The sequence below is a fragment of the Streptomyces sp. NPDC030222 genome (assembly GCF_055573115.1).
In genome coordinates this window covers 324,116-348,479 of sequence record NZ_JBVICA010000006.1, presented here as the reverse complement: position 1 = coordinate 348,479, position 24,364 = coordinate 324,116, and the positions used below count along the sequence as shown (strand labels likewise).

The window sequence follows — 24,364 nt, the reverse complement described above, 5'->3', positions numbered from 1 at the left end:
ATTCGTCTGACACCGGGGAGTCATGATGCCGGAAACCGGCGGTTGGTACTGTCGGCGACGATGCACAAGACGCTGATCGTGACGAATGACTTCCCGCCCAGGCCGGGCGGCATCCAGGCGTTCCTGCACAACATGGCGCTGCGGCTGGAACCCGAACGGCTCGTCGTCTACGCCTCCACCTGGAAGCGCAGCCGTGAGGGCGTGGAGGCGACGGCGGCGTTCGACGAGGACCAGCCGTTCACCGTGGTCCGGGACCGGACGACGATGCTGCTGCCGACCCCGCGGGTCACCCGGCGTGCCGTGGAGCTGCTGCGCGAGCACGCATGCACCTCGGTGTGGTTCGGCGCGGCGGCGCCCCTCGGCCTGATGGCGCCCGCACTGCGCCGCGCCGGCGCCGAGCGGCTGGTCGCCACGACGCACGGGCACGAGGCGGGCTGGGCGCAACTGCCCGCGTCCCGGCAGCTGCTGCGCCGGATCGGTGAGGGCACCGACACGATCACGTATCTCGGCGAGTACACCCGCTCCCGTATCGCCGCGGCGCTGACGCCGGAGGCGGCCGGGCGGATGGTGCAACTCCCGCCGGGCGTGGACGAGAAGACCTTCCATCCCGACTCCGGCGGCGACGAGGTCCGCGAACGTCTCGGCCTCGCCGGCCGGCCCGTCGTCGTCTGCGTCTCCCGGCTGGTACCGCGCAAGGGACAGGACACGCTGATCCTCGCCATGCCGGAGATCCTGCGGAAGGTACCGGACGCGGTGCTGCTGATCGTCGGCGGCGGACCCTATGCCAGGGACCTGCGCAAGCTGGCCGAGGCGACGGGCGTCGCGGCCTCGGTACGGTTCACCGGGCCGGTGCCGTGGGAGGAACTGCCCGCGCACTACGGCGCGGGAGACGTCTTCGCCATGCCGTGCCGTACGCGCAGGGGCGGACTCGACGTCGAGGGGCTGGGCATCGTCTACCTGGAGGCCTCGGCGACCGGACTCCCCGTGGTGGCGGGCGACTCGGGCGGCGCGCCGGACGCGGTCCTGGACGGTGAGACCGGCTGGGTGGTCCGCGGCGGTGAACCGCAGGAGTCGGCGGAGCGGATCGTCGCGCTCCTGGAGGACCCGGGGCTGCGGGCCCGGATGGGGGAGCGCGGCCGTGTGTGGGTCGAGGAGAAATGGCGCTGGGACCTCCTGGCGGAGAAGCTGCGCACACTGCTCTGAGGGGACCGCCCGCCGGACCGGGGCGGGACGTTCTCCCGTCCCCGGACGTGTCTTCGCGAGAACCTCCTGCGAAATCCTCCCCGTACGGAACCTTCCACGCGTGAAGTGGCCGACGGGCGAAGTCGTTCACGCGTGAAGCATTGGCGGAGCCGGGGATTCCGCCCATGCTGCGCACATGACCAGAAACCTGACGCGTCGTCATATCCTGGGGCTCGCGGCGATGCAGGCCGCCGCGGCGCTCGGACTGACGCGCATCCAGCTCTCCGAGGCCCACGCCGCCCCTGCGACCGCACGGGCCGCGTCCGCCCGCGACTTCGTACCCGCCCTCGTCATCGGCTCCGGCTACGGCGCAGCCGTCGCCGCACTCCGGCTCGGCGAGGCCGGCATCCGCACCCTCGTCCTCGAAATGGGCCGGCTGTGGGACGGCCCCGGCCCGGACGGCAAGGTGTTCTGCTCCACCACCACGCCCGACCACCGGTCCATGTGGTTCCGCACCCGCACCGAAGCCCCGCTCGCGACCTTCCTCTGGCTGGACGTCGTGAACAAGAACATCAGCTCCTACCCCGGAGTCCTCGACCGCGTCCGCTTCCCCGACATGTCCGTGTACGTGGGACGCGGGGTCGGCGGCGGCTCACTCGTCAACGGCGGCATGGCCGTCACCCCGCCCCGCCCGTACTTCACCGAGATCCTGCCCCGCGTCGACGCCGACGCCATGTACGGCACGTACTTCCCGCTCGCCCGGCAGATGCTCGGCGTCAACGTCGTCGACCCGGCCTGGTTCGAGGCCACCGAGTGGTACCGCTTCTCCCGGATCTCCCGCAAGCACGCCCACAACGCGGGACTGCGGACCGTCTTCGTGCCCAGCGTCTACGACTTCGGGTACATGCAGCGCGAGGCGGCCGGACAGGCCATCCGGTCGGCCCTCGCCGGAGAGGTCATCTACGGCAACAACCACGGCAAGCGCAGCCTCGACAAGACCTACCTCGCCGCGGCCCTCGGCACCGGCAACGTCACCATCGAGACCCTGCACCGCGCCCGCGCCATCCGCCGCGAACCGGACGGCACCTACGTCGTCACCGCCGACCGGACCGACGTCACCGGAAAGACCGTCGAGACCAGGGAGTTCGGCTGCCGGCAGCTGTTCCTCGGCGCGGGAAGCCTCGGCACCACCGAACTCCTGCTGCGCGCACGGGAGACCGGCACCCTGCCCGACCTGTCCCCGGCCGTCGGCCGGAACTGGGGCACCAACGGCAATGTGATGACCGCCCGAGCCAACCACCTCTGGGACACCGTGGGGGCCGACCAGGCGACCATGCCCGTCATGGGCATCGACGACTGGTCCAACGCGGCCAACCCGGTGTTCGCCGAGATCGCCCCGCTGCCCACCGGGCTGGAACACTGGGTGAGCCTCTACCTGGCGATCACCAGGAACCGGGAACGGGGCACCTTCCGCTACGACGCGGCGACCGACAGCGCACGCCTCGACTGGACGCGCGACCAGAACACGCCGTCGGTCACCTCGGCCAAGTGCCTCTTCGACCGCATCAACCGGGCCAACGTGACGATCTACCGCTACGACCTGTTCGGCGGGAACAGGATCTTCGCCGACGACTTCACGTACCACCCGCTGGGCGGCTGCGTCCTCGGCGAGGCCACCGACGACCACGGCCGGGTCCGCGGCTACCCGGGCCTGTACGTCACCGACGGAGCCCTGATACCGGGCTCCGTCGGCGTCAATCCGTTCGTCACCATCACCGCGCTCGCCGAGCGCGCGATGGAGAGGGTCCTCGCCGAGGACTACGAGCGGTAGATGGCCTCGATCTCGTCCGCGTAGTCCTTCGCCACCACATTGCGCTTCAGCTTCAGCGACGGCGTGATGTGTCCGGCCTCCTGCGTGAACTGGGAGGACAGAATGCGGAATTTCCGCACCGATTCCGCCTTGGAGACAGCGGCGTTGCCGTCGTCGATCGCCCGCTGGACCGCGGCCTGCAGATCCGGGTCCTCGCGCAGGTCGGCCGCCGTGGACCCGGCGGGCTTGCCGTTCTCCGCGGCCCAGCGGCCGAGGAACTCCTCGTCCAGCGTGATCAGCGCGCCGACGAAGGGACGGCCGTCGCCCACCACCATGCACTCGGCGACCAGGGCGTGCGCCCTGATCCGGTCCTCGATCACCGCGGGAGCGACGTTCTTGCCGCCCGCGGTGACCAGGATCTCCTTCTTGCGGCCCGTGATGGAGAGATAGCCGTCCTCGTCGAGGGTGCCGATGTCACCGGTGTGGAACCAGCCGTCGGCCAGCGCCTCGGCGGTCGCCGCCTCGTTGTTCCAGTAGCCCGAGAACACGTGCTCGCCGTGGGCGAGGATCTCGCCGTCGTCCGCGATCCGCAGCACCGAACCCGGCAGCGGCTGGCCGACCGTACCGATCTTCTGCCGGTCCCACGGGTTGAACGCCGTGGCCGCGCAGGTCTCCGTCAGGCCGTAGCCCTCCAGTACGGTGAAGCCGATGCCGCGGTAGAAGTGGCCGAGCCGCTCGCCCAGCGGAGCACCGCCGGAGATCGCGGCCTCGCCGCGCCCGCCGAGCACCGCGCGCAGTTTGCCGTAGACGAGCTTGTCGAAGACCTTGTGCTTGAGCTTCAGCCCCAGCGACGCGCCCCGAGGGGTGTCGAGCGCCCGGCTGTACGCGATCGCGGTCGCGGCGGCCTTGTCGAAGATCTTGCCCTTGCCGTCCGCCTGCGCCTTGGCGCGGGCGGAGTTGTAGACCTTCTCGAAGACGCGCGGCACACCGAGGACCATGGTCGGCTGGAAGGTGGCGAGCTCTTCGGTGAGGTTCTTGATGTCCGGCACGCAGCCCAGCTTGATCGGCGCCATCGCCGGCGCCAGCGCGACCATCCGGCCGAAGACGTGCGCGGCCGGGAGGAAGAGCAGGACGGAGCTCTCGCCCGTACGGAAGAGCGGCTTGAGGCGCTCCACGAGGTTGCCGCACTCGGCGAAGAAGGCGCGGTGCGTGAGCACGCAGCCCTTCGGGCGGCCGGTGGTGCCCGAGGTGTAGACGATGGTCGCGATGTCGTCGGCCTTGGCGATGGAGCTGCGCTCGTCGACGGTCTCGTCCGTGACGTCCACGCCGGCGGCGGTCAGCTCCTCGACCGCACCCTTGTCGATCTGCCACACCTGCTGCAGGGACGGCAGGGCGGCCCGCACCGACTCGACCGCGGCGGCGTGCGCGTCGCTCTCCACGATCGCGGCCACCGCACCGGAGTCGCCCAGGATCCACTGCACCTGCTCGGGCGAGCTCGTCTCGTAGACCGGCACGGTCACACCGCCGACGCTCCAGATCGCGTAGTCGAGCTGGATCCACTCGTAGCGGGTGCGGGACATCAGAGCCACCCGGTCGCCGGGCCGCACGCCGGCGGCGATCAGCCCCTTCGCCGCGGCGCGCACCTCCTCCAGGAAACGGGCCGCGGTGACGTCGGTCCAGATGCCGGCGATCTTTCTGCCCATGACGGCCACGTCGGGATGCTGCGTGGCGTTGCGGCGGATGAGATCCGTCAGGTTGCCGTCCGTCGGGACCTCGTAAAGGGCCGGAAGGCTGAACTCGCGCAAGACTGCTGCTCCTCATCGGGCGCCGGCGCCACGGCTCTGTGTGAACGCACCGGGAATGGCCCGGACGTTACCCATCAGTACATGGTTCCGGATAGGGGGTCCCGGGCAGATGTTTTATCCGTCACACACCGACGGACGTCGCATCGCGCACCCTATTCCACTTCTTTCGGGACCTGAAATAAACGGCAAGTGGGACACCCTAGGGTGGGGATCATGCGAGTCCATGTGGTCAGTGACGTACACGGGAACGCCGAGGGGCTGGCGCGGGCCGGAGAGGGGGCCGACGCGCTCGTCTGCCTGGGTGACCTGGTCCTCTTCCTCGACTACGCCGATCACTCCCGCGGCATCTTCCCCGACCTCTTCGGCGTCGAGAACGCCGATCTGCTCGTCGAACTGCGCACCGCGCGCCGCTTCGACGAGGCCCGGGAACTGGGCCGAAGACTCTGGGCGGGCCTGGACCGCGACGCCGCCATCGAAGCCGCGGTACGCCGGCAGTACGCCGAGATGTTCGCCGCGTTCCCGACCCCGACGTACGCCACGTACGGCAACGTCGACATCCCCGCACTCTGGCCCGAGTACACCCGCCCCGGCACCACCGTCCTCGACGGGGAGCGCATCGAGATCGGCGGACGCGTCTTCGGCTTCGTCGGCGGCGGCCTCCGCACCCCCATGCGGACCCCGTACGAGATCTCCGACGAGGAGTACGCGGCAAAGGTCGAGGCCCTCGGCGAAGTCGACGTGCTCTGCTCCCACATCCCGCCGGACGTCCCCGAGCTGGTCTACGACACCGTCGCCCGCCGCTTCGAACGCGGCAGCGGCGCCCTGCTCGCCGCGATACGCCGCACCCGGCCCCGGTACGCCCTCTTCGGCCACGTCCACCAGCCGCTCGTCCGGCGGGCCCGGATCGGCGCCACCGAGTGCGTGAACGTCGGGCACTTCGCCTCCAGCAGCCGCCCCTGGGCCCTCGAATGGTGACCCGGCCGGTCGCGGTAGCCTTCAGGCGCACACAACACCCCTGCACGGACCGCACCTGAGGAGCCCACGGCGATGGCGGAACACACCAGCTCCAGCATCACGATCGACGCGGCGCCGGCCGACGTCATGGGAGTGATCTCCGACTTCGCCCGCTACCCCGAGTGGACCGGTGAGGTGAAGGAGGCCGAGGTCCTGGCCACCGACGCCGACGGCCGCGCGGAGCAGGTCCGGCTGCTGCTGGACGCGGGCGCGATCAAGGACGACCACACGCTGGCGTACACCTGGACCGGCGACGACAAGGTCAGCTGGACCCTTGTCAAGTCCCAGATGCTGCGCGCGCTCGACGGCTCGTACACGCTGGAGCCGATCGAGGGCGGCGGCCGCACCGAGGTCACCTACCAGCTGACCGTCGACGTCAAGATCCCCATGCTCGGCATGATCAAGCGCAAGGCGGAGAAGGTCATCATCGACCGCGCGCTGGCCGGCCTCAAGAAGCGGGTGGAGTCGACCTCGGGGGCGTGAACCCCGGCGGTCGCGGCAGCCGGTCGGCCCGTGGCGAGGGGCGTGGATCCGGCGGGTCCGCGGGTCTGCCCGCCCGGCGGGCGGCGGCGCGGGCGTCGAGAGGCGTGGCTCCGGTGGCGGACCTCGTCCGCCACCGTGTTCGGCACGGCGACCGTGCACGCACCAGCTACCCAGACCGGAGACAGACCTCATGCACACCCTGCTCGTCACCGGCCCCGGCGGGGCCGGCCGCACCACCGTGGCCACCGCTGCCGCGGTCGGCGCCGCCCGCCGAGGAGCCCGGGTCAGGCTCGTGGCCGCAGACCGGTACGACACGGCCGGCTCCCTGCTGGAGGGCGCCGTTCGCGGACTCGACATCGTGCGCGTGGACCCGGCCGACGCCTTCCGCGGCGAACTGCTCGCCCTCCAGGAACGCGGCGCCGCACTCCTCGACCTCCTCGGCGCGGCACCCCTGGACGCGGAGGAACTGACCGAGCCTCCCGGCGCCGAGCCGCTGGCCCTGCTGCGTGCCCTGCGCGACTGCGCCACGGGCGACCACGACCTCACCGTGGTCGACCTGCCTCCGGTGGACCGTGCCCTCGCCGTCCTCGCCCTGCCCGAGCAGCTGCGCAGACACCTGCGCCGCCTGCTGCCCCCCGAACGCCAGGCCGCCCGTGCCCTGCGCCCGATGCTCGCCCAGCTCGCGGGCGTCACCATGCCCGCGCCCTGGCTGTACGAGACGGCCGCCCGGTGGGACGGGGAACTCGCCGCAGTCGACGCGGTGGTCCGCGATCCGGCGACCACCGTCCTGCTGGTCGCCGAACCGGGACCTGCCGCGGTGGACACGCTGCGGACCGCCCGCCTCGGTCTCGCCCTGCACGGCCTGCGCCCCGGCGCGGTCGTCGCGAACCGGCTGCTGCCGTCCGAGACCCCGGACCCGTGGCTCGCCGGCCTCGTCGCCCAGCAGCAGAAATACCTCGGCGAACTGGCCGCCGAGTTCGGCACCGTACGGGAGCTGGCCCACCTGGGCCGTGAACCGCGAGGCCCAGAGGACCTCCTCCTGCTCGACGCCGAAACCTTCCGGCACACGGAACCGGCCGGTACCCCCGGCGGCGCGGAGGACGGGCCCGGAGCCGGCGGCGGGGCGCCCGACGCATGGGCCGTCGAGGACAGGCTCCGGGACGACGGCGTGCTGCTCTGGCGCGTCCCGCTCCCCGGCGCCACCAAGGACACCCTCGGCCTGGTCCGGCGCGGTGACGAACTCCTGCTCACCGCAGGCCCGTTCCGCCGCATCGTCACGCTTCCGTCCGCGCTGCGCCGCTGCACCGTCTCCGGTGCCTCGCTCGACGACGGCGAGCTGCGCATCCGGTTCACCCCCGACCCCGGTCTGTGGCCGCAGAGCCGGTGAACCCGCCGCCCCCGTTCGGGTAACGTCGAGGTATGAGCGAAGCGACCGAGCCCCCGCCCGCCACGGGTACGCCCAAGGACGCACAGACGGACCCGGACGCCTGGGCCGACGCCTGCGCGGAGGACCTCGCCGCGGAACGGGCCCGTCGCCGCACGACGGACGGCCCGCAGCCCGGATCCGCCGCCGAGGAGCTCCGCAAGCTCGTCGACGCGGTGACCGACAAGCTGTCCGCCTTCCCCACCCCGCTGATCGGCACGGCCGCACAGAACACCGTGAAGCAGCTGATCGGCCAGGCCAGGGCCGCCGTGGAACCGGTGATCGAACGCAACCCCGAGGTCTTCGACCACCTCGCGGCGGCCGGCGGCGAGCTCCTCGCCGCGTACCGCTCCGCCGTCCAGGCCCAGGAGCGCCGCTGGACCCGCGGCCCCGAGGACGACGGCCCCGACGGCCCGGGCGCCAACCAGCGCATCGACCTGGACTGACCGGACCCCTGCCCGCCCTCGGGTACGGTTGGCCTTAGCGGGGCACGACCGAAAACTGAGGGACTAATGGGACTCACCATCGGCGTCGACATCGGCGGCACGAAGATCGCGGCGGGCGTGGTCGACGAGGAAGGCCAGATCCTCGCAACGCGTACGGTGCCCACTCCGCCCACTCCTGAGGGCGTGGTCGACGCGATCGCCACCGCCGTCTCCGAGGTAGGCGAGGGCTTCGAGGTCGAAGCGGTCGGCATAGGAGCCGCCGGCTACGTCGACGACAAGCGCGCCACCGTCCTCTTCGCGCCGAACATCAACTGGCGCCACGAGCCGCTGAAGGACAAGGTCGAACAGCGCGTCGGCCTCCCGGTCGTCGTGGAGAACGACGCCAACGCAGCGGCCTGGGGCGAATACCGCTTCGGTGCGGGCCAGGGCCACGAGGACGTCATCTGCATCACCCTCGGCACCGGCCTCGGCGGCGGCATCATCATCGGCAACAAGCTGCGCCGCGGCCGCTTCGGCGTCGCCGCGGAGTTCGGCCACATCCGGGTGGTCCCCGACGGCCTGCTGTGCGGCTGCGGCAGCCAGGGCTGCTGGGAGCAGTACGCGTCCGGCCGTGCCCTCGTCCGGTACGCCAAGCAGCGCGCCAACGCCACGCCCGAGAACGCGAAGATCCTCCTCGGCCTGGGCGACGGCACCGTCGAGGGCATCGAGGGCAAGCACATTAGTGCCGCCGCCCGGCAGGGCGACCCGGTCGCGATCGACTCGTTCCGGGAGCTGGCCCGCTGGGCCGGAGCCGGCCTCGCCGACCTCGCCTCGCTCTTCGACCCGTCCGCCTTCATCGTCGGAGGCGGCGTCTCGGACGAGGGCGACCTCGTCCTGGACCCGATCCGCAAGTCGTTCCGGCGCTGGCTGATCGGCGGACAGTGGCGTCCGCACGCACAGGTGCTCGCCGCACGGCTCGGCGGCAAGGCCGGACTCGTCGGCGCCGCCGACCTCGCCCGTCAGGGCTGAGCGACGTCCTCCCCTGGGGCCCGTCGGAGGGGCGGGCCCCGGGCCGTACCGGGTCCGTGTCGCCGTGTGCCCCCTGGGAGCGCGGCGGGGATTGCCCTAGGTTGAGGACCATGGCGATCAGTACGCTGCCCGCGTCCCGGACGGAGCACGGCGCCGCCGTGGTCCGGGTGCTGAGCTACAACATCCGCTCGATGCGCGACGACCGTGAGGCGCTGGCCCGGGTGATCCGGGCCTGCGCCCCCGATGTCGTCATGGTCCAGGAGGCGCCGCGCTTCTTCCGCTGGCGCAAGCACGCCGCCTGGCTCGCCAAGAACAGCGACCTGGTGGTACTCGGCGGCGGCGCCACCGCGTCCGGGCCGATGCTGCTGTGCAGTCTGCGGGTCACCGTCGAGCACACCGAGGACGTGCTGCTGCCCCTCACCCCCGGCCTGCACCGCAGGGGCTTCGCCACCGCGGTGGTACGGATCGGCGGGGCCAGGCTCGGACTGGTCAGCTGCCACCTCAGCCTCCAGGGCCGGGAACGGCACGAGCAGACGGGCATGCTGCTCGACCGGCTGGAGCGGCTGGGCGTGGACCACGCGATCGTCGGCGGCGACATCAACGAACAGCCCACCGGCCGGAGCTTCCGCAGGCTGGCCGCCGAACTCCAGGACTGCTGGACGGTCCGGCCGTGGGGCGCCGAATACACCTCCACGCCCGTCGACCCGCACCAGCGGATCGACGCGATCTTCGCCACGCCGGGCATCGAAGTGCTGGGCTGCGGGGTGCCCACCGACCTCCCGGGTGTCAGTGACACGGACATCAGGGCGGCCACCGACCACCTCCCGGTCCTGGCGGCCCTACGCGTACCCGCTGCCTGACGTCCGTGCCGGGCGGCCCCTCCGGACCGGCATCCCTACGAACCGGCATCTCTGTGGCCCGGCAGCTTTCCCGCCCGTCCGGCTCTGCCCGGACCGGGGCCGCACGCACGCCGCCGGACGGCCGTTTCGGCCAGGGCGAACACCGGCCTCAGCAGGCCGAACGTCGGCCCGCCGCCGGACGTCCTAGACGACCGCGCCCCGCCCCGGGTCGTCGTCCTCGTCGTCGTCGTGTTTCATCCGCGCCACCAGGGTGACGAAACCGCCCACGAAACCGCCGATGCCCAGCGTGGTCAGCCACCACGTCATGTCCCAGTCGAGCAGTACCGCGAGCAGCAGCAGCACCGGGCCGCCGACGACGGCGAGCCATGCGAACTTCGCGGTGGTGTCGGCCTCCGGCAGCGGCGGGGGCTCGGGAGGCACGAAATGCCCCTCGTCATGCCCGTCGTCGTCGGCATCGTCGCCGGACGGTTCGGCGGGTGAGTAGTCACGGGGTCCGACGCCCGGAGCGAAGACGATCGAACCGCCCAGCGGCGGGGACGCAGGCTTCGCCGGCTTGTCCCGGGATCCGCCGTCGGAGTCGGCGTCGCCGCCCGGCTCGTCCCCGGGCAGCGCGAGGTCCTCCACGGACCGGAACGGCCTGGCACCCGGCGGGTCCGGGGGTTCCTGTCCGTACCCCGCGACGATGGCCGCCCACGCGGCCTCCTCGTCGATCGGCTGCGGGTCGCGGTTGTCGTCGCGGTCCGCGTCGTGCTCAGCCACCGCTGATGCTCCCTTCCTTTCCGACACTGGGAGCGAGCCGGCCGATGAATGCGTAACTCTCCTCGAAGATCCGCCCCGCATCGTGGTCCAACGTCGCCACGTGGTAGCTCTGTTCCAGCAGGATCTCCGTGACGTCCGTGGACGACACACGACTGAGGATGCGCGCCGAGTCGGCCGGCGGCACCACGTGGTCCTGGGGGCTGTGCAGCAGCAGCATCGGCTGCGTGACCTGGGGCAGCTCGCCGTCGACGAGCTGGAAGAACTGCCGCACCGAGTGGGCGGCGTGCAGCGGCACCCGGTCGTACCCGACCTCGTTGACCCCTTCCTTGGCGATGTCGTTCGCCACGCCCTTGGTGGTCCGCACCAGGTGCCGGGCGACCGGCAGCGCGTACGCCGACAGGCCGTGCACCTTGTTCGCCGGGTTCACCACGACGAGGCCGGTCACCGCGTCCCCGTGCTTCGCCGCGAGCCGCAGGGTCAGCGCCCCGCCCATCGACAGTCCGAACACGAAGACCTGGCTGCAGCGCTCCAGCAGCGACCGCAGCTCGCGGTCCACCTCCGCGTACCAGTCCTGCCAGCCGGTCAGTGCCATGTCCTGCCAGCGCGTGCCGTGTCCGGGCAGCAGCGGCAGCGACACGGTCAGTCCGCGCCCGGCCAGATACTCGGCCCAGGGGCGCAGAGACTGCGGGGAGCCGGTGAAACCGTGACAGAGGAGGACGCCGACCTCTCCGCCCTCGTGGCGGAACGGCTCGGCTCCAGGAAGGACCGGCACCGGGGTCTCCTGTTCATGAGGTCTGAGTGTGTAGCTCACCGTACGCGACCGCGCTGATACCGACCAGATCCGTCGCCCCACTGTGAGGGAGAGCGCAGCTGCCGCAGGGGTTATGGTCTGATCGACAGACACAGGAAGGCATACGAGTTGATCTACGGCGCTATGAAGTTCTCCATCGGAGGGTCGCTGAAGCTCGCCTTCAGGCCGTGGGTGGAGGGCCTGGAGAACATTCCCGCCGAGGGGCCCGCGATCCTCGCGAGCAACCACCTCTCGTTCTCCGACTCGTTCTTCCTGCCGGCGGTTCTGGACCGCAAGGTCACCTTCATCGCGAAGGCCGAGTACTTCACCACGCCCGGTCTGAAGGGGAAGCTGACGGCCGCGTTCTTCAAGGGTGTCGGACAGCTGCCGGTCGACCGCTCCGGAGCGCGTGGCGCCGGTGAGGCCGCCATCAAGAGCGGTATAGAGGTCATCGAGCGCGGTGAGCTGTTCGGTATCTACCCCGAGGGCACCCGCTCGCCCGACGGCCGCCTCTACCGCGGCAAGCCCGGCGGTCTCGCGCGCGTCGCGCTGGCCACCGGCGCCCCGGTCATCCCGGTCGCCATGATCGACACCGAGAAGATCCAGCCGCCCGGCAAGGTCGTCCCCAAGCTGATGCGGCCGGGGATCAGGATCGGCAAGCCGCTGGACTTCAGCCGCTACCACGGCATGGACAACGACCGGTTCATCCTGCGCTCGGTGACCGACGAGGTCATGTACGAGATCATGAAGCTCTCCGGCCAGGAGTACGTCGACATCTACGCGACCGCGGCCAAGCGGCAGATCGCCGAGGAGGCGAAGAAGCGGGCCGAGGAGCAGAAGGCCGAGCAGAAGAAGGCCGCCGAGCAGAAGAAGGCCGAGGAGAACCGGGCCTAGGAGAACAGGGCGACGGGCACGCCGGACGTGCCGCCGCCCGGGGGTGGTGTCATGGCCAAGCGCGAGCGGGTCGTCCGTATGTCGGTGGAGCTGCCGCTCTGGCGCGCCCTGTCGGCGTACCGCCTGCTGACGATGCTCTACGCGGTGCTGATCTTCGTCTTCTCCTACGAGGAGTACGAGCGCGCCTGGGTCGCCGCGGGCTTCCTGTCGGTGATGGCGGTCTGGACCCTCGCCACGCTCCCCAGGGTGGCGAACGCGACGGCCTGCACCAAGCGGTTCCTGATCGCCGACCTCGCCATCGCCCTCACCGGCATCCTGCTCACCCCGCTCGCAGAGGAACAGGCACGCGTCGTCGACGGCCCGACCCTGCCGTCCATCTGGACGGCGGGCGCGGTCCTCGCCTATGCCGTGAAGGGCGGCTGGCGCTGGGCGGGATTCGCGTCCTCCCTGGTCGCCGTCGCCAATCTCGTCGAACGCGGCCGGCCCAGCCAGGACACTCTGCACAACGTGCTGCTGGTGTGGATCGCCTCGATCGCCATCGGGTACGTCGTGGAGATCGCCCGTGCCAGTGAGGCCACGCTCGCCCGCGCCCTGGAGATCGAGGCGGCCACCCGGGAACGGGAGCGGCTCGCCCGGGACATCCACGACAGCGTCCTCCAGGTCCTCGCCATGGTGCAGCGCCGTGGCACCGCCCTCGGCGGCGAGGCCGCCGAACTGGGCAGGATGGCCGGGGAGCAGGAGATCGCCCTGCGCGCCCTGGTCTCCAGCGGCCTGGTCACGCCGGCCCGGACGTCGCAGGACGCCGCCCTGGGCGCGGTCGTCCGGACGGTCGAGGTCGACGAGGAGGACGACGAGGACGGACCTGCCGGGTGCGACCTGCGGACCCTGCTCGCCCCGCACGCCGGATCGCGGATCACGTTCGTCGAGCCCGGCGCCCCGGTGCAGCTGCCCGCGGCCGCGGCGAAGGAGCTGGCGGCGGCCGTCGGTGCCGCCCTCGACAATGTCGACAGGCACGCCGGTGAGGACGCCCGGGCCTGGATCGTCATCGAGGACGAGCCGGACGAGGTGATCGTCACCGTACGGGACGACGGTCCCGGCATCCCGCAGGGCAGGCTCGCGCAGGCCGAGGGGGAGGGGCGGCTCGGTGTCGCCCTGTCGATCCGCGGCAGGCTGCGGGACCTGGGCGGCACCGCCGAGCTGATCTCGGTGCCGGGCCAGGGCACAGAGGTCGAACTGAAGGTTCCACGGGGGAAGGCAGGACGAGGATGAGCGAGCAGCGGATCAGAGTGATGGTCGTCGACGACCACCCGATGTGGCGCGACGCCGTCGCCCGCGATCTGGGCGAGGCCGGGTTCGACGTGGTCGCTACCGCAGGCGACGGCCCGCAGGCCGTGCGCCGGGCCCAGGCCGTCTCGCCCGACGTGCTGGTCCTCGACCTCAATCTGCCGGGCATGCCCGGCGTCCAGGTCTGCAAGGAACTCGTCGGCGCGGACGCCTCGCCGCGGGTGCTGGTGCTGTCGGCCAGCGGCGAGCACGCCGACGTCCTGGAGGCCGTGAAGTCCGGGGCCACCGGCTATCTGCTGAAGTCGGCGAGCACGGCCGAACTCATCGACGCGGTCCGCAGGACCGCCGCCGGCGACCCGGTGTTCACCCCGGGCCTGGCCGGGCTGGTCCTCGGCGAGTACCGCCGGCTCGCCTCCGAGCCGGCCCCGGCGGCCCCGGACGTGCCGAAGGCACCGCAGCTGACCGAGCGCGAGACCGAGGTGCTGCGGCTCGTCGCCAAGGGCCTGTCGTACAAGCAGATCGCCGAACGGCTCGTCATCTCGCACCGCACGGTCCAGAACCACGTCCAGAACACCCTGGGCAAGCTCCAGTTGCACAACCGCGTCGAGCTGGTGCGGTACGCGATCGAGCGCGGGCTCGACGACGCCTGATCTCGTACGAGTGAATGCCGGAACTCAACACGGCCGCACCGGACCGGAATTGATAGTGCGCCCCACCTCGGAGTGACATGGGTCACCATTAGCGTGACCGTCGGTACGTCAAACCGAGGCGAAGGGAAGTGTTTCCATGCGGGTCGGAGTGCTGACCGGGGGCGGCGACTGCCCCGGGCTCAACGCGGTCATCCGCGCCGTCGTCCGCAAGGGCGTGCAGGAGTACGGCTACGACTTCACCGGGTTCAAGGACGGCTGGCGCGGCCCCCTGGAGGGCAGGACCGTCCCGCTCGGCATCCCCGCGGTCCGCGGCATCCTGCCCCGCGGCGGCACCATCCTCGGCTCCTCCCGGACCAACCCCCTCAAGGTCGAGAACGGCGTCCGCCGCATCAAGGAGAACCTCACCAAGTACGAGATCGACGCACTCGTCGCGATCGGCGGCGAGGACACCCTCGGCGTCGCCGCGAAACTCAGCGACGAGTACGGCGTGAAGTGCGTCGGCGTCCCCAAGACCATCGACAACGACCTCTCCGCCACCGACTACACCTTCGGCTTCGACACCGCGGTCGGCATCGCCACCGAGGCCATCGACCGCCTGCACACCACCGCCGAATCGCACATGCGCGTGCTCGTCGTGGAGGTGATGGGCCGGCACGCCGGCTGGATCGCCCTGCACTCGGGCCTGGCCGGCGGTGCGAACGTCATCCTGATCCCGGAGCAGCGCTTCGACGTCGACCAGGTCTGCGCGTGGGTCACCTCCCGCTTCAAGGCCAGCTACGCCCCGATCGTGGTGGTCGCCGAGGGAGCCATGCCCAAGGACGGCGAGATGATCCTCAAGGACGGCACCCTCGACGCGTTCGGGCACGTCCGGCTCTCCGGCGTCGGCGAATGGCTCGCCAAGGAGATCGAGAAGCGCACCGGGAAGGAGGCCCGCACCACGGTCCTCGGCCACGTCCAGCGCGGCGGCACCCCGAGCGCCTTCGACCGCTGGCTGGCCACCCGCTTCGGGCTGCATGCCATCGAGGCCGTCCGGGACGGGGACTTCGGCAAGATGGTCGCCCTGCGCGGCACCGACATCGTGCGCGTGCCGATCGCCGACGCGACCACCCGGCTGAAGACGGTCGACCCGGTGCTCTACGCCGAAGTGGGCGTGTTCTTCGGTTGAGCCGTCCCCTTCGGCCGGCTCCTTCTCCGGCCGATGTGACTCTTCGGCCGACGCGATCCCCCGGCCGGCGCCTTTCTCGGGCCGGCCGTCCCTTTCGACCGACCCCGCCCGGTGGGCCGTGCGCCGTGAGGCACGGCCCACCGGGCGTCCGGCGCCCTACGCCGACGGCACCCGCGTCACCGGCCGCAGCAGCTCCCGCAGGACGCCGGGACCGTCCAGCGTCAGGACCGACTCCGGGTGGAACTGGAGCGACGCGAAGCCGTCGCCCCGGAGGGCGTGCACCTCCCCGGACTCCGTGTCGCGGCTCACCTCGATGCCCCGTGCCGCCAGCGCGGCCGCCTCCGCGTCGCCGCAGCGGGCCGTGAAGCTGTTGTAGAAGCCGACCGTCTCGGGCCGGCCGAACAGATCGATCCGCACCTGCGCCCCCTGGTACGGCCGGGCCTTCCGCACGATCTCCAGGCCCAGCTCCGCCGCGATCAGCTCATGTCCCAGGCACACCCCGAGAACCGCCGGCCCCGTCGCGCCACCCCGGGGAGCGGCCTCGGGCCCCCCGGGGGCGTGCGGGTGTCCGCGCAGCAGCTCGGCCGTGAGCCCGCGCAGCAGCCGCATCTTCGGATCGGCGGTGTCCGCCGGGTTCCCCGGGCCGGGCCCCAGCACCACCGGCCCCGGGTGGCCGAGTGCCGTCTCTTGCAGCCCCGGCTCGTCGTACCGGCGGACCGTCACCTCCAGGCCGGAGGCGCGCAGCAGATGCGCCAGCATCGCCGTGAACGTGTCCTCGCCGTCCACCACCAGCGCGTGCCCGGCCGTGCCGGCGGGACGGTCCTGCATCCGCAGCCAGAACGGCGCCAGGTCCGCCCGGCGGGCGTCCAGCGCGGCGTGCACCCGCGGATCGTCCGCGAGGGCCGGCCGCGTCCGCTCCTGCCGCGGCGGCGCCGGCCGGACCCCCAGCGCGGCGAGCACCGCCGCGGCCTTGGCATGCGTCTCGGCGACCTCGCCGGCCGGGTCGGAGTGCCGCACCAGGGTGGCGCCGACCGGCACCTCCAGCAGTCCGTCCGCGGAGATGCCGGCGGTCCGGATCAGAATGGGCGAATCCAGGGTCTGCCCGCCTCCGGCGTCCGGGCCGAGCAGGGCCAGCGCACCGGCGTAGTAGCCGCGGCCCCCGGACTCGTGGCGCTCGATGACCCGGCAGGCGTTCTGCACCGGCGACCCGGTCACCGTCGCCGCGAACATCGTCTCCTTCAGCACGTCCCGCACGTCCAGCGAGGACCGCCCGCGCAGTTCGTACTCGGTGTGCGCCAGGTGCGCCATCTCCCTCAGGCGCGGCCCGACCACCACCCCGCCCATGTCGCCGACCGTGCACATCATCTTGAGTTCCTCGTCGACCACCATGGAGAGCTCCTCGGTCTCCTTGCGGTCGGCGAGGAACGCGAGCAGGGACTCCGGTGTGGGACCGTCCGCCGGGTAGCGGTACGTGCCGCTGATCGGGTTCATCACGACCGTCCCGCCCGACATGCGCACGTGCACCTCCGGACTCGCGCCGACCAGCGTGCGCTCTCCGGTGTGCACCACGAACGTCCAGTAGGCGCCCCGCTCCCCGGCGAGCAGCCGCCGGAACAGGGCCAGCGCGTCGGCCCGACCGAACCCTGGGATCTGCCCGGTGTAGGTGCGCCGGACCACGAAGTTCGCGCCCTCGCCCCGGCCGATCTCGTCCTCGATCACCCGCCGGACGATGCCGGCGTACTCCTCGTCGCCGACGTCGAACGCTCCGCCCTCGACCCGGACGGGGTGCGTCGGCAGGGCGTCCAGCACCTCGTCGAGCGGCAGCGCGAAGGACTCCTCGGCGACCAGGACGGCGAGCGGTGTGCCGTCGTCGCGGACGTCGAACCCCCGCTCCCTGATCTGCCGGAACGGCACCAGGGCAAGGGTGGGGCGGTCCGGTTCCACCGGGATGTCGGACAGCCGTTCCATGTGGTGGACGGGCCCGATGAGCACCTCGACGGTGTCGTGGTCGTGCCCGGGGGAGCGGCGGCGCAGCAGGGCGAAGGGAGGGCAGGCCTCGTCCAGCAGTCTGGTGATGGGCATCGGTGCGGTGTTCCTTCCGGGTGGGAGGGAACGGCCGCCGGACGCACCGAAGGCCGCCCCTCGGGCGGCCTTCGCGGTGGATCTCGGTGTACGCGCGATCAGTGGGCCGCCGGACGAGCGGTCCACCACCAGTTCTGGTTCGTGAGCGTGTACACGCCCGGCAGCCTAGCGGATCGCGGTTACGCGGTGAGACGGATCGTCCGGATCTGTCTCATCCACCGGTCACCCGGGTGGACCCGGTCCCCGACCACGTACTGTTGAGCCGTGACCGTGAACGCTGAAACCCAAGCCGTCGCCAAGGCGACCTGGCGGCACCTTCCCGCGGCGCAGCAGCCCGAGTACCCCGATGCCGAGGCTCTGCGCGATGTGATCGCCGACCTCGAGTCGTATCCTCCGCTCGTCTTCGCCGGCGAGTGCGACCAGCTGCGCGCCCGCATGGGAGCCGTCGCCAGGGGCGAGGCGTTCCTGCTGCAGGGCGGCGACTGCGCCGAGGCATTCGACGGGGTGTCCGCCGACCACATCCGCGCGAAGCTGAAGACGCTGCTGCAGATGTCGGCCGTGCTGACGTACGCGGCGTCCGTGCCCGTCGTCAAGGTGGGCCGTATCGCCGGCCAGTACTCCAAGCCCCGTTCCAAGGACACGGAGACCCGCGACGGGGTGACCCTGCCGACCTACCGCGGCGACTCCGTCAACGGTTTCGCCTTCACCGCGGATGCCCGTGTCCCCGACCCCGAGCGCCTGAAGCGGATGTACAACGCGTCCGCCTCGACGCTCAACCTCGTGCGCGCCTTCACCACCGGTGGCTACGCCGATCTGCGCCAGGTCCACGCCTGGAACCAGGACTTCGTGAAGTCGTCCCCGTCGGGTCAGCGCTACGAGCAGCTCGCCCGCGAGATCGACAACGCGCTGAACTTCATGAAGGCGTGCGGCACCGACCCCGCCGAGTTCAAGGCGGTCGAGTTCTACGCGTCGCACGAGGCGCTGCTGCTGGCCTACGAGGGCGCCCTGACCCGGGTCGACTCGCGCACCGGCAAGCTGTACGACACCTCCGGCCACATGGTGTGGATCGGTGAGCGGACCCGGCAGCTGGACCACGCGCACATCGAGTTCGCCTCCCGGATCGCGAACCCGATCGGGATCAAGCTCGGCCCGACGACCACCGTCGACGAGGCACTGACGTACATCGACCGGCTGGACCCCGAGCGCGAGCCCGGCCGGCTGACCTTCATCGTCCGCATGGGCGCCGACAAGGTCCGGGACAGGCTCCCGGAGCTGGTCGAGAAGGTCACGGCCTCCGGAGCCACGGTGGCGTGGGTGACCGACCCGATGCACGGCAACACCTTCGAGGCGGCCTCCGGCCACAAGACGCGCCGCTTCGACGACGTACTCGACGAGGTCAAGGGCTTCTTCGAGGTCCACAAGGCACTGGGCACCCACCCGGGCGGCATCCACGTCGAACTGACCGGTGACGACGTCACCGAATGCGTCGGCGGCGGCGACGAGATCTTCGTCGACGACCTGCACCAGCGGTACGAGACGGCCTGCGACCCGCGGCTCAACCGCAGCCAGTCGCTGGACCTGGCCTTCCTCGTCGCCGAGATGTACCGCGACCAGTAGGGACGACCGTCGTAGGTTCCTCCGGACCGTGGGGCGTGGATCTGTGATCCGCGCCCCACGGTCGTCACCGGGGCTTTTGATGAGCCGCGACCCGAGGTAAGGTTAGGTTAGCCTCACCGATCATCGGGACCCATCATCGGGACACAGTCATCGGTCGGGCGCCGGCCATGGATCCCATCGGGAGGTGACCCCGCGTGTACGTCTGCTCTTGCTTCGGCATCACGGAGAAGCAGGTCAAGGAGCACGCCGACGCGGGCGCCTGCACCCCTCGCCAGATCGCCTCGGCCTGCAGGGCCGGCACCGACTGCGGATCGTGTGTACGCCGGATCCAGGCCATCCTCGGCCGCGGCGCGTGCCCCCGCCGTGAGCTGGTGGAGCAGGAAGAGCCTGCCTTTCCCGAACTGGACGAACTGACCGAGGCCGCCTAGCACGGACCGAGGCTGCCTAGCTCGACGGCTGCTCGATCAGCTGCGCGATGTAGAGGGCCTCACCGAGCTTCTCGACGAGCTCCAGCTGGGTGTCGAGGTAGTCGATGTGGTGTTCCTCGTCGGCGAGGATGCTCTCGAAGATGTTGGCCGACGTGATGTCGCCCTTGGCGCGCATCACCTCGATACCGCGCCGCAGCCGGTCGATGGCCTCCACCTCGACCTGCCGGTCGGCCTGGAACATCTCGGTCACGGTCTGACCGACCCGCACGTGGAACAGCCGCTGGTAGTTCGGCAGACCTTCGAGGAACAGGATCCGGTCGGTGAGCACCTCGGCGTGCTTCATCTCGTCGAAGGACTCGGCTCGGGTGTACGTGGCGAGCTTCGTCCACCCCATGTTCTCCTGCATCTTCGAGTGCAGGAAGTACTGGTTGATGGCGGTCAGCTCGGCGGTCAGCTGCTCGTTGAGGAATTCGATGACCTCGGGGTCGCCCTGCATCGCAGAGGCTCCTTCCAAGCGGTGACTGGCAAGATGCGCGCATCCTCGCACCGACGATCAGGGCCGTCCAGTAAGTGCAAGCTTAGTGCGAGTTGCCCGAATTCGAATCGGGCCTGGTCATGACCACCCCTCGCGGTCTGTCACCATGGAGTCATGGGTCAGCCGGAGAGCCGCGAGCACGAAGAGGCAGCGCGGACCGGTCTACCCCCGGGGCAGCGCATGCAGCGCGGCTGGCCCGTCACGCACTACGGTCCTGTCCCCAAGTTCAAGCCGGACCGCTGGGAATTCCGGGTCTTCGGGGCGACCGCGGACGGCGACAAGCACTGCTGGAACCACGAGGAGTTCTCGGCGCTCCCGTTCTCGACGGTCGTGGCCGATCTGCACTGCGTCACGAAATTCAGCATGCTCGGGGCCGAATGGGGAGGGGTTCTCGCCCGTACGGTACTGGAGCTCGCCCCGCCCGCCCCCAATTGCACGCATGTGATGGTCTGGGCCGAGTACGGCTTCAGCGCCAATCTGCGGCTCTCCGACTTCACCTCCGACCGCACGATCTTCGCCACGCACAAGGACGGGGAGCTGCTCACCGCCGAGCACGGTTTCCCGGTGCGGCTGGTCGTCCCGCACCTCTACGCCTGGAAGGGGCCCAAGTGGGTCCGCGGCATCGAGTACATGACCGCCGACCGGCGCGGCTTCTGGGAGGAGCGGGGCTACCACAACATCGGTGACCCCTGGCGCGAGCAGCGCTACTCCTACCAGGAGGAGCCGGGGGACGGCCCCGAACTCTGAGTCCGGAGCCGGTCGGTCGTCGAGACCGGGGGACCGGCGCCGCGGGCGGTCAGCCGTGCGAGTCGGGGGCGTCGCGGAGCCGCTTCAGCCGGGCCACGTCCGCCGTGTGCCCGTCCTTGCCGCCCGGCGTCTCGATGATCAGCGGCACGCCCTCGGTCGCCGGGTGCGAGAACAGTTCGGCGAAGGCCGCCTCTCCGATGTGACCGGCGCCGATGTTGGCGTGCCGGTCCCGGTGGGCTCCGGCCGCCTCCTCGGAGTCATTGGCGTGGATCAGCTTCAGACGGCCCTCGCCCACCGTCCCGACCAGCAGGTCCAGGGTCTCCTTGGTCCCGCCCGGCTCCGCCAGGTCGTGCCCCGCGGCGAAGATGTGGCAGGTGTCCAGGCAGACGCCCAGCTTGGGGTGTGCGTCCAGGGCCTCGAAGTACGGTCCGAAGTCCCAGGTCCTGGAACACAGTGACGCCCCCTGGCCGGCCGTCGACTCCAGCAGCAGGAACGGGTCGTCGTCGTGCGTCAGCTCGTCCAACAGGGGCAGCATCCGCTCCCGCACCTGCGCCAGGGCCTCCTCGCGCGGGCGGCCGCCGGTCGCCGAGCCGGTGTGCACGACCACGCCGAGCGCGCCGATCTCCCGTCCACGGCGCAGCGAGTGCCGCATCGACTCCACGGACCTCTCGACGGTCACCTCCGTGTGCGAACCGAAGTTGATCAGGTAGGGCGCGTGCACGTACACGGGGATCGACTCCGCCTCGCACTCCGCGCGGAACCGTTCGTCCTGGACGGGGTTCCCCGCGGGCGTGGCCCAGCCGCGCGGATTGGCGACGAAGACCTGGACGGTCTCGGCACCCATCTCACGGGCGTACGCCAGACCGGTCCTGGCGAGTCCTCCCGCCACCGGGACATGACCGCCGACGGGATTGCGGGAACGACCCGCGGGAGCGTGGGAGGGGAGGGCGAGGCTGCTCATGACGGTTCCAGGATGCCAGGCGCTCCGCGTCCGCCCGGCATCGGCCTGGGGTCTGCCCGGCATCGGCCCGGGGTCTGCCCGGGGTCGCCCGGGGTCCGCCCGGCTCCGGCCTGGTTTCCGCCCGGCATCCGCCTGGGGTCTGCCTGGCTTCCGCCGGGGTCTGGCCGGCATCCGCCCGGGGTCCGCCTGGCGTCCGCCCGGCGTGCGCCCGGGGTCCGCCTGGCATCCGCCTGGCATCCGCCCGGGGTCTGCCCGGCTTCCGCCTGGGGTTCGCCCGGCATCCGACCGGCATCCGACCGGCTCCGGCCCGGCATGCACCCGGCTTCCGCCCGGCATCCGCCCGGCTCCCGCCTTCGTCAGAGGCATTGGCCCCGTCGGAGCCCCTCGGCCCTGCCCACCAGGGAGGCCCGTGGCCCGCGTCAGAGCCTCTTGGTCTTGATGGTGATCGTGCCGCCCTCCGGGGCTTGCTCGCCGCCCTTGACCGACTGGCTCTCGACGGTGTTGCTGAACGACAGGAACGGCCGGTCCACCTCGACCTTGAAGCCGGCCTGCTCCAGCTCGCTCTTGGCGTCGTCGACGTTCTGGCCCGTCACATCGGGGACGTCGATCATCCGCGGGCCCTTGGAGACCGTCAGCGTCACCGTCTCGCCGTTGCCGAGCTCGGTGCCCTCGCCGGCCGACTGCTCGGCCACCTTGCCCGCCTCCTCGGGGGAGTGGACCTGCTCGGGGGCCACCTTCACGGCGAGCCCGCGCTCCTCCAGCCGGGCCGTGGCGTCCTCGACCGACATACCGGTGACGTCCGGGACCTGGACCGGTCTGCCCCGGCTGACGACCAGGGCGACGGCGGAGTCCGCACGGCGGCGCGATCCGGCCGACGGGTCCGTACGGATCACCGAGCCCTGGGAGATCGCCTGGCTGAACGCCTTGCTCACCGCGCCCGGCGCGAGCCCGGCCCGGGTCAGCTCCCGCTTGGCCTCGGCGAGCGGCAGGCCCTCGACGTCGGGCACGGGGACGATCTCCGGTCCGCGGGACACGACGAGGGTGATCTCGCCGTTGCCGCGGATCCGTGCCCCGGTGGCCGGGTCGCTGCCGAGCACCTTGCCCCGGTCCACTGTGTCGCTGAACTGCCGGCGCACGGACTTCACCTCGAGTCCGGCGGTGTCCAGGCGCTTGCGCGCGTCCTGCTCGCTCTGCCCGATCACCGCCGGGACACGGGTGAACTGGCCGGAGTTGATGTACCAGACGCCGACCCCCAGGCCGAGGGCCAGCAGCACCGCCGTGATCACCAGCAGCGGCCCGCGGCGGAGCCCCGCACGGCCCGCGGGCGGCGGGGAGGCGGGCTCGACGGGACGTTCCAGCCGGCTGGTGCGCAGAACGCCGTCCGGGCCCGCGTCGGGGAGCGGGGTGGGGACCGCGCGCGGGATCACGCTCGTCCGGTCCTCCGACCCCCCGTGGTCGCTCACCCGGGCCTGCGGCGGTACGGCGTCGAGCTGCTCGTCGGTCAGGGCTCCGCGGGCCTCCCGGGCCCGGGCGAGCAGGGCAACCGCGTCGTCCGGGCGGGAGTCCGGGGTGCGGTCCGTGGCAGCCGCCACCAGCCCGTCCAGTTCCCGGGCCAGACCGGGCACGGCCGCCGAGGGCGTCGGCACCGGGGCGTTCAGGTGCTGGTAGAGGATCTGGGCGGGGGTCTCGCCCACGTGGGGCTTGCTCCCGGTCAGCATTTCGTAGAGCACCACACCGCACGCGTAGACGTCGGTACGGGTGTCCGAGGTGCCGTGCTCGATCTGCTCCGGCGCGAGGTACGAGACCGTGCCCAGCACCGAGCCGGTGGTGCTGGTGACCGCGTCGACGGCCCGCACCAGACCGAAGTCGGCGACCTTGACCCGGCCGTCGTCCCCGATCAGGACGTTCTCCGGCTTCATGTCGCGGTGCACGAAGCCGGCCCGGTGGGCGGCGCCGAGCGCGGCCAGCACCGGTTCCAGGATGTCGAGGGCCGCGCGCGGCTGGAGCGCCCCGCGCTCACGCAGCACATCGCGCAGGGTGCAGCCGGCGATGTACTCCATGGCCAGGTAGACGTACGACCCGTCGGCGCCCTGGTCGTACACGCCCACCACATTGGGGTGCGCCAGCCGGGCCACCGACTTGGCCTCGCGGATGAACCGCTCCACGAAAGCGGAGTCGGCCGCGAGGGTCGGGTGCATCACCTTGAGGGCGAGCACCCGGTCGAGACGGGTGTCCAGGGCCCGGTAGACCGTGGCCATCCCGCCGACCGCGATCCGGGCGTCGATGCGGTAGCGGCCGTCGAGCACCTGCCCGACGAGAGGGTCCTGAAGGGTCGTGTCCACGCAGGTGAGTCTACGAGCCGCGGCCGGCCGGCCGGACCGTCGTGGTCCGCCGGCCACCGCACTGCAGCCGATCTGTGAC

Annotated in this window: 23 protein-coding genes; 15 read left to right on the top strand and 8 right to left on the bottom strand. The window is 71.4% G+C overall.

Features of this window, described 5'->3' with window-relative positions; genetic code table 11:
• The first annotated feature begins 60 nt into the window (after positions 1 to 60).
• Both ACZ4Z5_RS12170 and ACZ4Z5_RS12165 read left to right on the top strand, forming a co-directional pair.
• The gene (locus tag ACZ4Z5_RS12170) at positions 61 to 1,203 is read left to right on the top strand and encodes a glycosyltransferase family 4 protein (RefSeq protein ID WP_468260435.1); all 1,143 of its coding nucleotides are present in this window, start codon (positions 61 to 63) and stop codon (positions 1,201 to 1,203) included.
• Between the two features lie 175 nt (positions 1,204 to 1,378).
• On the top strand, positions 1,379 to 3,013 hold the full coding sequence (locus ACZ4Z5_RS12165; protein WP_468260432.1) for a GMC oxidoreductase: 1,635 nt from the start codon (positions 1,379 to 1,381) through the stop codon (positions 3,011 to 3,013).
• Here the strand turns inward: ACZ4Z5_RS12165 and ACZ4Z5_RS12160 are convergent.
• Positions 3,001 to 4,797, bottom strand: coding sequence for an AMP-dependent synthetase/ligase (locus ACZ4Z5_RS12160; protein ID WP_468260429.1), 1,797 nt, complete (start codon positions 4,795 to 4,797; stop codon positions 3,001 to 3,003). The two genes, ACZ4Z5_RS12165 and ACZ4Z5_RS12160, sit on opposite strands and share 13 nt — an antisense overlap.
• A gap of 213 nt (positions 4,798 to 5,010) precedes the next feature.
• Between ACZ4Z5_RS12160 and ACZ4Z5_RS12155 the strand changes: the two genes are divergently transcribed.
• The 6 genes from ACZ4Z5_RS12155 to ACZ4Z5_RS12130 all read left to right on the top strand — a co-directional run bounded on the left by ACZ4Z5_RS12155 (position 5,011) and on the right by ACZ4Z5_RS12130 (position 10,031).
• The gene (locus ACZ4Z5_RS12155) at positions 5,011 to 5,772 is read left to right on the top strand and encodes a metallophosphoesterase family protein (protein WP_468260427.1); all 762 of its coding nucleotides are present in this window, start codon (positions 5,011 to 5,013) and stop codon (positions 5,770 to 5,772) included.
• A gap of 72 nt (positions 5,773 to 5,844) precedes the next feature.
• Positions 5,845 to 6,294, top strand: a complete 450-nt coding sequence (locus ACZ4Z5_RS12150; protein ID WP_468260424.1) for an SRPBCC family protein — start codon at positions 5,845 to 5,847, stop codon at positions 6,292 to 6,294.
• A gap of 190 nt (positions 6,295 to 6,484) precedes the next feature.
• Positions 6,485 to 7,681, top strand: a complete 1,197-nt coding sequence (locus tag ACZ4Z5_RS12145; RefSeq protein WP_468260421.1) for an ArsA family ATPase — start codon at positions 6,485 to 6,487, stop codon at positions 7,679 to 7,681.
• Between the two features lie 32 nt (positions 7,682 to 7,713).
• Positions 7,714 to 8,163 carry a DUF5304 domain-containing protein gene (locus ACZ4Z5_RS12140; RefSeq protein ID WP_468260419.1) on the top strand — a complete coding sequence of 150 codons (450 nt, stop codon included), beginning with the start codon at positions 7,714 to 7,716 and terminating at the stop codon, positions 8,161 to 8,163.
• A 66-nt stretch (positions 8,164 to 8,229) separates the two neighbouring features.
• Positions 8,230 to 9,171, top strand: a complete 942-nt coding sequence (locus tag ACZ4Z5_RS12135; RefSeq protein WP_468260416.1) for an ROK family glucokinase — start codon at positions 8,230 to 8,232, stop codon at positions 9,169 to 9,171.
• Between the two features lie 110 nt (positions 9,172 to 9,281).
• A complete protein-coding gene (locus tag ACZ4Z5_RS12130; protein ID WP_468260414.1) occupies positions 9,282 to 10,031 on the top strand; it encodes an endonuclease/exonuclease/phosphatase family protein in 750 nt (249 codons plus the stop codon).
• Between the two features lie 183 nt (positions 10,032 to 10,214).
• Here ACZ4Z5_RS12130 and ACZ4Z5_RS12125 read toward each other — a convergent pair whose 3' ends face one another.
• Entirely contained in the window at positions 10,215 to 10,790 is a 576-nt protein-coding gene (locus ACZ4Z5_RS12125; protein ID WP_468260412.1) for a hypothetical protein, read from the bottom strand.
• The gene (locus ACZ4Z5_RS12120; RefSeq protein WP_468260409.1) at positions 10,783 to 11,562 is read right to left on the bottom strand and encodes an alpha/beta hydrolase; all 780 of its coding nucleotides are present in this window, start codon (positions 11,560 to 11,562) and stop codon (positions 10,783 to 10,785) included. Before ACZ4Z5_RS12120 ends, ACZ4Z5_RS12125 begins: the two co-directional genes overlap by 8 nt.
• Positions 11,563 to 11,709: 147 nt before the next feature.
• Between ACZ4Z5_RS12120 and ACZ4Z5_RS12115 the strand changes: the two genes are divergently transcribed.
• The 4 genes from ACZ4Z5_RS12115 (at position 11,710) to ACZ4Z5_RS12100 (ending at position 15,573) form a co-directional block, all read left to right on the top strand.
• Positions 11,710 to 12,474, top strand: coding sequence for a lysophospholipid acyltransferase family protein (locus tag ACZ4Z5_RS12115; RefSeq protein ID WP_468260406.1), 765 nt, complete (start codon positions 11,710 to 11,712; stop codon positions 12,472 to 12,474).
• Between the two features lie 51 nt (positions 12,475 to 12,525).
• Complete coding sequence (macS, locus tag ACZ4Z5_RS12110) at positions 12,526 to 13,743, top strand: MacS family sensor histidine kinase (RefSeq protein WP_468260403.1); 1,218 nt, start codon at positions 12,526 to 12,528, stop codon at positions 13,741 to 13,743.
• Complete coding sequence (locus ACZ4Z5_RS12105; RefSeq protein WP_468260401.1) at positions 13,740 to 14,408, top strand: response regulator; 669 nt, start codon at positions 13,740 to 13,742, stop codon at positions 14,406 to 14,408. The genes macS and ACZ4Z5_RS12105 overlap by 4 nt, the downstream gene beginning before the upstream one ends.
• Before the next feature lie 136 nt (positions 14,409 to 14,544).
• Entirely contained in the window at positions 14,545 to 15,573 is a 1,029-nt protein-coding gene (locus ACZ4Z5_RS12100) for a 6-phosphofructokinase (protein WP_468260399.1), read from the top strand.
• Between the two features lie 156 nt (positions 15,574 to 15,729).
• Here the strand turns inward: ACZ4Z5_RS12100 and ACZ4Z5_RS12095 are convergent, their stop codons facing one another.
• Positions 15,730 to 17,655: an anthranilate synthase family protein gene (locus tag ACZ4Z5_RS12095; RefSeq protein ID WP_468260396.1), complete on the bottom strand. Its 1,926-nt coding sequence runs from the start codon at positions 17,653 to 17,655 to the stop codon at positions 15,730 to 15,732.
• A gap of 98 nt (positions 17,656 to 17,753) precedes the next feature.
• Positions 17,754 to 17,810 carry a trp operon leader peptide gene (locus ACZ4Z5_RS12090; protein WP_468260527.1) on the bottom strand — a complete coding sequence of 19 codons (57 nt, stop codon included), beginning with the start codon at positions 17,808 to 17,810 and terminating at the stop codon, positions 17,754 to 17,756.
• 109 nt (positions 17,811 to 17,919) lie between these two features.
• Between ACZ4Z5_RS12090 and ACZ4Z5_RS12085 the strand changes: the two genes are divergently transcribed.
• Together ACZ4Z5_RS12085 and ACZ4Z5_RS12080 are read left to right on the top strand one after the other, a co-directional pair.
• Positions 17,920 to 19,272: a class II 3-deoxy-7-phosphoheptulonate synthase gene (locus tag ACZ4Z5_RS12085; RefSeq protein WP_468260393.1), complete on the top strand. Its 1,353-nt coding sequence runs from the start codon at positions 17,920 to 17,922 to the stop codon at positions 19,270 to 19,272.
• Positions 19,273 to 19,466: 194 nt separating this feature from the next.
• Positions 19,467 to 19,700: a (2Fe-2S)-binding protein gene (locus ACZ4Z5_RS12080; RefSeq protein ID WP_468260391.1), complete on the top strand. Its 234-nt coding sequence runs from the start codon at positions 19,467 to 19,469 to the stop codon at positions 19,698 to 19,700.
• A gap of 16 nt (positions 19,701 to 19,716) precedes the next feature.
• On the opposite strand, the gene bfr is transcribed toward ACZ4Z5_RS12080, so the two are convergent.
• Entirely contained in the window at positions 19,717 to 20,196 is a 480-nt protein-coding gene (gene bfr, locus ACZ4Z5_RS12075; RefSeq protein WP_468260388.1) for a bacterioferritin, read from the bottom strand.
• Positions 20,197 to 20,349: 153 nt separating this feature from the next.
• On the opposite strand from bfr, the gene ACZ4Z5_RS12070 reads away from it, so the two are divergent.
• Positions 20,350 to 20,982, top strand: coding sequence for a sulfite oxidase-like oxidoreductase (locus ACZ4Z5_RS12070; protein WP_468260385.1), 633 nt, complete (start codon positions 20,350 to 20,352; stop codon positions 20,980 to 20,982).
• 49 nt (positions 20,983 to 21,031) lie between these two features.
• Here the strand turns inward: ACZ4Z5_RS12070 and ACZ4Z5_RS12065 are convergent, their stop codons facing one another.
• Entirely contained in the window at positions 21,032 to 21,943 is a 912-nt protein-coding gene (locus ACZ4Z5_RS12065) for a deoxyribonuclease IV (protein ID WP_468260382.1), read from the bottom strand.
• A gap of 419 nt (positions 21,944 to 22,362) precedes the next feature.
• A complete protein-coding gene (gene pknB / locus ACZ4Z5_RS12060) occupies positions 22,363 to 24,285 on the bottom strand; it encodes a Stk1 family PASTA domain-containing Ser/Thr kinase (RefSeq protein ID WP_468260379.1) in 1,923 nt (640 codons plus the stop codon).
• Positions 24,286 to 24,364: the final 79 nt, after the last annotated feature.

What these genes read in the sequence shown, in the direction of transcription:
- ACZ4Z5_RS12170 (WP_468260435.1), top strand. Translation starts at nt 61, where the DNA reads ATGCACAAGACGCTGATCGTGACGAATGACTTCCCGCCCAGGCCGGGC.
- ACZ4Z5_RS12165 (WP_468260432.1), top strand. Translation starts at nt 1,379, where the DNA reads ATGACCAGAAACCTGACGCGTCGTCATATCCTGGGGCTCGCGGCGATG.
- ACZ4Z5_RS12155 (WP_468260427.1), top strand. Translation starts at nt 5,011, where the DNA reads ATGCGAGTCCATGTGGTCAGTGACGTACACGGGAACGCCGAGGGGCTG.
- ACZ4Z5_RS12150 (WP_468260424.1), top strand. Translation starts at nt 5,845, where the DNA reads ATGGCGGAACACACCAGCTCCAGCATCACGATCGACGCGGCGCCGGCC.
- ACZ4Z5_RS12145 (WP_468260421.1), top strand. Translation starts at nt 6,485, where the DNA reads ATGCACACCCTGCTCGTCACCGGCCCCGGCGGGGCCGGCCGCACCACC.
- ACZ4Z5_RS12140 (WP_468260419.1), top strand. Translation starts at nt 7,714, where the DNA reads ATGAGCGAAGCGACCGAGCCCCCGCCCGCCACGGGTACGCCCAAGGAC.
- ACZ4Z5_RS12135 (WP_468260416.1), top strand. Translation starts at nt 8,230, where the DNA reads ATGGGACTCACCATCGGCGTCGACATCGGCGGCACGAAGATCGCGGCG.
- ACZ4Z5_RS12130 (WP_468260414.1), top strand. Translation starts at nt 9,282, where the DNA reads ATGGCGATCAGTACGCTGCCCGCGTCCCGGACGGAGCACGGCGCCGCC.
- macS (WP_468260403.1), top strand. Translation starts at nt 12,526, where the DNA reads ATGGCCAAGCGCGAGCGGGTCGTCCGTATGTCGGTGGAGCTGCCGCTC.
- ACZ4Z5_RS12105 (WP_468260401.1), top strand. Translation starts at nt 13,740, where the DNA reads ATGAGCGAGCAGCGGATCAGAGTGATGGTCGTCGACGACCACCCGATG.
- ACZ4Z5_RS12100 (WP_468260399.1), top strand. Translation starts at nt 14,545, where the DNA reads ATGCGGGTCGGAGTGCTGACCGGGGGCGGCGACTGCCCCGGGCTCAAC.
- ACZ4Z5_RS12095 (WP_468260396.1), bottom strand. Translation starts at nt 17,655, where the DNA reads ATGCCCATCACCAGACTGCTGGACGAGGCCTGCCCTCCCTTCGCCCTG.
- bfr (WP_468260388.1), bottom strand. Translation starts at nt 20,196, where the DNA reads ATGCAGGGCGACCCCGAGGTCATCGAATTCCTCAACGAGCAGCTGACC.
- ACZ4Z5_RS12070 (WP_468260385.1), top strand. Translation starts at nt 20,350, where the DNA reads ATGGGTCAGCCGGAGAGCCGCGAGCACGAAGAGGCAGCGCGGACCGGT.
- ACZ4Z5_RS12065 (WP_468260382.1), bottom strand. Translation starts at nt 21,943, where the DNA reads ATGAGCAGCCTCGCCCTCCCCTCCCACGCTCCCGCGGGTCGTTCCCGC.